The following is a 5,269-nucleotide window of genomic DNA, read 5'->3' on the forward strand; positions in this document are numbered from 1 at the left end:
CCGGGCGGCGCGGTGCGTTCTGCGCGGACGTGCCCGCGGGTGGGGGTTCGACGTCCTCGGGTGTGCCGGAGTCGGGCGTCAGGAACAGGTAACGGACGAAGTCCCCGGACGCGTCGTCGTCCGCTCCGGGCCACTGCCCGACGGCGTCGACGCCGATCACCTCGCGTCCGCCGCCGTCGTGATGCTCCAGCAGCGCCCAGAGGGTCACCGGGTAGCACCGGGTCGCATCCGGGCCGATCCGCCAGCGCGCGTACCAACCGGGACGAGCGGGGACGATCTCCACGATCCGTTTCATGACGACCTACCCTTCCGCGTGCGTCGGAAGTTTCCGGTCCACTTCGAATCCTGCGCCCCTCCCGGGTGAACGCCCCTCNCGGGAAGGCGACCGCCGCAAGCGCAACCGACCAGGAACGAGGTGCGAGATGCGCAAGCAGATGGAGGGCGACAACCAGCGCCGCCGGGCCCTCGCCCGCCAGGCCCGCGAGCAGGGGCGGCGGCCGAGCCAGACCGGCGCCAGCCTGAGCGCGTCCAAGCAGGTCACCTCGCTGGACCAGCGCGACCGGTCCGGCCCACCGCCGGCCGGGCGGCACAAGCCGGACAGCACGCGCGGCGGTCCCGCGCCGCCNCGCCCTCGCTGGGCTACCGGGATCTCGTCGACGACGTGAGCCGGCGTGCCGGCGTCGACTTCGCCGAGGCCAAGGTGGCGGCGGAGGCGACCGTGCTGGCCCTGGCATGGGCGCTGGACGAGGCCGAGCGGGAGCGGCTGCTCGACGCGGTGCCGGTGAAGCTGCACGACGTGGTGCCGGTGGACGGCATTCCGCGACGCCGCGACCTGCCGGGCTTCCTGGCCGAGGTCGGGCGACGCAGCCGGCTCACCCCGGAACAGGCGCGGTACCAGGCGGAGGCGACCCTGGCCGCGTTGGCCGACGCCGACGCGGACCTGGTCGAGTCGCTGCGCGTACCGGACGGTTTGCGGGACCTGCTCGCACCGGCCGAGTACGGCGGCGGTCTCGTGGGGGCGTCGTCCGCGACCCCGCCGCTGACCGAGCCCGAGTTGCGCGACGCCCTGGGCGCGCTGCCCTACTGGTCCAGCGACCGACGGTCGCTGGTGCGCACCATCGAGTTGCCCGGCGGCAACCTGGACCGGGTGCTCGACCGGCTCGACCGACTCAGGACCGAGGTCGGGCGCGGCCCGCAGATCGGCCGGCCGGACCCGGACAACGCGGTGCTCACCGTCCGGAGCCAGCAGGCCGACGGCGTGACCACCGCGGACGTCGACCTGGCCCACCGGGTCGACGACGCGATCGCCGACGCCGGCGCCGGCATGGCCGCCGGTTGAGCGACCGGGCGGGGTCCCGGGTCACGCCGGTGGCGGCCGGGGCCCCGCTCGACCCCGCACGGAGTACCGTGGCCCGCCGTGACGAGCGACGCCGAGACTCTGGAGATCGTCGTGGACCCGGGCCGGCCCACCGGCCGCACGTTGCTCGCAAACGGGGTGGAGCAGTCCTACGTGGACCTGGCCGACGCCCGGTACCTGCACTTCGAGTACGTCCGCCGGATCGCCGCGGTGATCGATCTGGCCGCGCCGCCGGGTCGTCCGCTGACCGCCCTGCACCTGGGCGGCGGGGCGCTCACCCTGCCGCGCTGGCTGGCCGCCACCCGGCCGGGCTCGACGCAACGGGTGGTCGAACGCGACCCCGGCGTGGTCGACCTGGTCCGCCGGGAGCTGCCGCCGACGCCGCCGGAGGTGACGGTGACGCTCGGTGACGCCCGGGACGCGGTCACCTCCGCGCCGCCCGGCGCGTACGACGTGGTGGTGGCCGACGTCTACCGGGCGGCCCGGATGCCGCCGCAGGTGGCGTCCGTCGAGTTCGCCGCCGAGGCGGCCCGGGTGCTCCGGCCGGCCGGCATCCACCTGGTCAATCTCACCGACCTGCCACCGCTGGCGCACACCCGCGCACAGGTGGCCACGCTGCGCGCGGTCTTCGCCGAGGTGTGCCTGATCGCCGACCGGCGGATGCTGCGCGGCCGACGGTACGGCAACGTGGTGCTCGCCGCCGCCGTCCGCCCGGGGCGGCTGCCGGTGACCCGGCTCGCCGCCCGGGCCGCCGGTGATCCGGTGTCCGGCGCCGTGCTGCACGGGCCGACGCTCGACGCGTTCGCCGGCGGCGCCCGCCCGGTCACCGACGCCGACCTGCGCTGAACGTCGGGTTTTCCCCCAGCCAGGGCGGGTAGCCGCGCCGGATGAGCGTCGCCGACGACCGGTCCACCGCCCGCCGGACGCTGATCGTGATCGGTCTCGTGCTCGTCACCGTGGTCGGGTTGACGTTGGTCTGGGCCACCCGCCGGGTACTGGTCTGGGCGCTGATCGCGGCGTTCCTCGCGGTGGCGCTCAAACCGCTGGTCGACCGGCTGGAACGGCGGGTGCACCGGCGGGCGACGGCCACGCTGCTGGTCTTCCTGGCCACCTTCGTGCTGCTCACCGCGCTGGGCGCGCTGATCGTGCTGCCGCTCGTGGGCGAGTTGGGCCGGTTCGCCGACCAGCTGCCCGACCTGGTGCACGAGGCCCAGGCCGGGCGAGGGCCGGTGGGCGAACTGCTGCGCCGCCTGCACCTGCTCCGATACGCCGAGCCGGGCCACCTGCGCCGGTACGGCTCCCGGCTCGGCGAGNCGTAGCCGCCCTGGTCACGGTGGTGGTGCTCGCGTACCTGATGGTCCTGGAGGCACCGCGGATCGTGGCGGCCACGCTGCGGCTGACCGGCGACGGCGCGGCGGAGCGGTTGCGGCGCATCGGGCGCGACACCTCCCGCATCGTCACCGGCTACCTGAGCGGCAACCTGCTGATCAGCCTGATCTGCGGCGGCCTGACCTTCGTCGTGCTCGCGCTGCTCGGCGTGCCGTTCGCCGCGGTCATCGCTCTGGTGGTGGCCGTGTTCGACCTGATCCCGCTGGTCGGCGCCACGCTCGGGGCGATCCTCGCGGCCGGTGCCGGCTTCCTGCACTCCCCCGCCGCCGGCGTCGTGGTGCTGGTGTTCTTCGTGGTCTACCAGCAACTGGAGAACCATCTGCTCCAACCGGTCATCATGGCCCGCGCGGTGCGGCTTAGCCCGCTGACCGTGCTGCTCAGCGTGCTGCTGGCGGCCGAGCTGGCCGGCCTGGTCGGTGCCCTGCTGGCGATCCCGGCGGCCGGGGTCGCGCAGGTGCTGCTGCGTGAGTTCGTCCCGGCCGGACGGCAGATCGTGCCCGTCCCCGCCCGGGTCGACGGCGAGCCGAGGATCGAGCAGGCGCCGGCCGACGGCCCCGTCGGGCCGGATCGGCCGCCGGCCGGCGGCTGACCCGGCCTGCGGGATGATCGTCGGTCCCGGCGGACCGGTGATCGCGGGTCAGCCCCACGGACAGTGGCGGCGGATCGGCAGGGGTCAGACCCGGCGGACCAGTTCGGGTGACTCGCTCTCCAGCGGCACCGCGTTGGCCGGGACCAGACCGAGCTGCACCGCCGGCCGGGGCAGGGCCGCGTCGAGCGCCCAGTCCGCGGCGACCCGGGGACGGTTGCCCGGCATGGCCAGCAGGTGGTAGCCCCGGGTGACCACCTTGGCCGGCAGCCCGGACAGCGGCACGTGCAGCGGGTTGGCCGCCGCGTCCTTGCCGCCCAGGTCCACCACCCAGCCGAGGTCGTGGTGCCGGTACGACCTGCGGGTGCCCTGACCGTACGAGGCGGCGATGTTCTGCGCGGCCAGTTTGCCCTGCCGCTGGGCGTGCTGGGCGGTCATCGCACAGACCTGACCGGGACGGGTCGGGTCCGGGACGGCGGCGGCGTCGCCACAGGCGAACACCTCCGGGTAGCCGGGGACGTTGAGGTACTCGTCGACCACCAGGCGGCCCTTCTCGGTGCGCAGGCCCAACTCGGCCACGAACGGGTCGGGGCGGACCCCGACGCACCAGACCAGGCTGCACGTCGGCACGTACTCGCCGTCGGTGAGCATCACCCCGTCCGGGGTGGCCTCGGCGACCGAGGTGCCCATCCGCACGTCCACGCCGCGCCGGCGCAGCACCCGGTCGGCGGTGACGGACATCCGCCGGTCCAGCTCGGGCAGCACGCGGGGCGCGACGTCCAGCAGCATCCAGCGGGGTCGGACCCTCAGGTGCGGGCGCTGGGCCACCAGCCGGTCGGTGAACAACTGCCCGTGCGCGGCGACCTCCGTGCCGGTGTAGCCGGCACCGACCACCACGAACGTGGTACGCGCGCGCTGCTCGGCCCGGTCGTCGGCCAACTCGGCCAGCTCGACCTGCCGGACCACGTGATCGTGCAGGTAGAGCGCCTCGGGCAGGCCGCGGAAGCCGTGCGCGTACTCGGTCACCCCGGGGATGGGCAGCAGCTTGTTGACGCTGCCGACGCAGAGGATCAACCGGTCGTACGCGAGCTGCCCGTGGTCGCCCTCGGCGGAGCGGTAGCCGACCCAGCGGTTCTGCAGGTCGACCCGGTCCGCCTCGCCGACCACCACCCGGACGCCGTCGAGGGTGCCGGCGAGGGGCACGGAGATCCGGGTCGGCTCGACCACGCCGGCCGCGACCTCGGGTAGCAGCGGCAGGTAGAGGAAGTAGTCCGTCGTGTTCAACAGGACGATCTCGGCCCGGTCGCGGGCCAGCCGGCGCAACGTCTTGGCCGCGTGGTACCCGGCGAACCCGGCCCCCACGATCACCACACGTGGTTTCGTCATGTCTGCTGCCGTTCCCGGGCAGACCTGCGACAAACGTGCCGGGGATCCCCGTGCGCGGGTGGCGTGCGGTACGGCCGCCAGGCCGATGCCCGTCCCGGCTGGGCCGGACAGGGCACGCCGAGATGCGGCCCGGAAGCTCGTGATCGACACCGGTCCGCCGATCTGGCGGTGTCACGCTCGCCCGGATGCCGCCACATCACCGACCTGGCGGCTGGGCACCGGGTTGGGCGGTTTGTCGCATTCGCCGGGCTGGCGGTGGAGTGACCGGTGCCACCGCGCCGACGGAATCACCGCCCGGGGCACGGCGTTGTACATGGCTGACCCGCCCGACCCGATCCAGGGGCCGCCCGCAGGCAGCCCCGGTCGGAATGACCGGCCGCCAGCCGTCGTTACATCCCCCGAGCCGCGAGCGGCCATTCGCTGGCCCGGCCCGCGCCGGAATGTGCGGGCACCGGCCGTCGTTACACCCCCGGGCCACCCGAGCAGGCCACCGGCTGCCGGAGCCCCTCCACACTTCCCCCGCGCGGCATCCCCCGTGTCGCGTGATCCCC

The 5,269-nt window shown here is 74.7% G+C and carries 4 protein-coding genes and 2 pseudogenes; 4 read left to right on the forward strand and 2 right to left on the reverse strand.

The window, feature by feature from the left end:
* Positions 1-295, reverse strand: a pseudogene (locus B1205_RS25415) (hypothetical protein); the annotation flags it as partial.
* Positions 296-422: 127 nt separating this feature from the next.
* Here B1205_RS25415 and B1205_RS25420 point away from each other — a divergent pair.
* The 4 genes and pseudogenes from B1205_RS25420 (at position 423) to B1205_RS32345 (ending at position 3,335) form a co-directional block, all read left to right on the forward strand.
* Positions 423-1,339: pseudogene (locus B1205_RS25420) on the forward strand (DUF2267 domain-containing protein).
* A 78-nt stretch (positions 1,340-1,417) separates the two neighbouring features.
* On the forward strand, positions 1,418-2,203 hold the full coding sequence (locus B1205_RS25425; RefSeq protein WP_089157895.1) for a spermidine synthase: 786 nt from the start codon (positions 1,418-1,420) through the stop codon (positions 2,201-2,203).
* 41 nt (positions 2,204-2,244) lie between these two features.
* A complete protein-coding gene (locus B1205_RS32340) occupies positions 2,245-2,676 on the forward strand; it encodes an AI-2E family transporter (protein ID WP_254910186.1) in 432 nt (143 codons plus the stop codon).
* A 14-nt stretch (positions 2,677-2,690) separates the two neighbouring features.
* On the forward strand, positions 2,691-3,335 hold the full coding sequence (locus B1205_RS32345) for an AI-2E family transporter (RefSeq protein WP_254910187.1): 645 nt from the start codon (positions 2,691-2,693) through the stop codon (positions 3,333-3,335).
* Between the two features lie 84 nt (positions 3,336-3,419).
* Here B1205_RS32345 and B1205_RS25435 read toward each other — a convergent pair whose 3' ends face one another.
* Positions 3,420-4,718, reverse strand: a complete 1,299-nt coding sequence (locus tag B1205_RS25435; protein ID WP_089157896.1) for an NAD(P)/FAD-dependent oxidoreductase — start codon at positions 4,716-4,718, stop codon at positions 3,420-3,422.
* Positions 4,719-5,269: the final 551 nt, after the last annotated feature.

Origin of the sequence: Micromonospora sp. NBS 11-29, from assembly GCF_002140155.1 — a bacterium.
Taxonomy (GTDB): domain Bacteria; phylum Actinomycetota; class Actinomycetes; order Mycobacteriales; family Micromonosporaceae; genus Micromonospora.

Bases quoted from the DNA above. Each gene is read 5' to 3' on its own strand.
- B1205_RS25435 (WP_089157896.1), bottom strand. From the start codon at position 4,718: ATGACGAAACCACGTGTGGTGATCGTGGGGGCCGGGTTCGCCGGGTAC.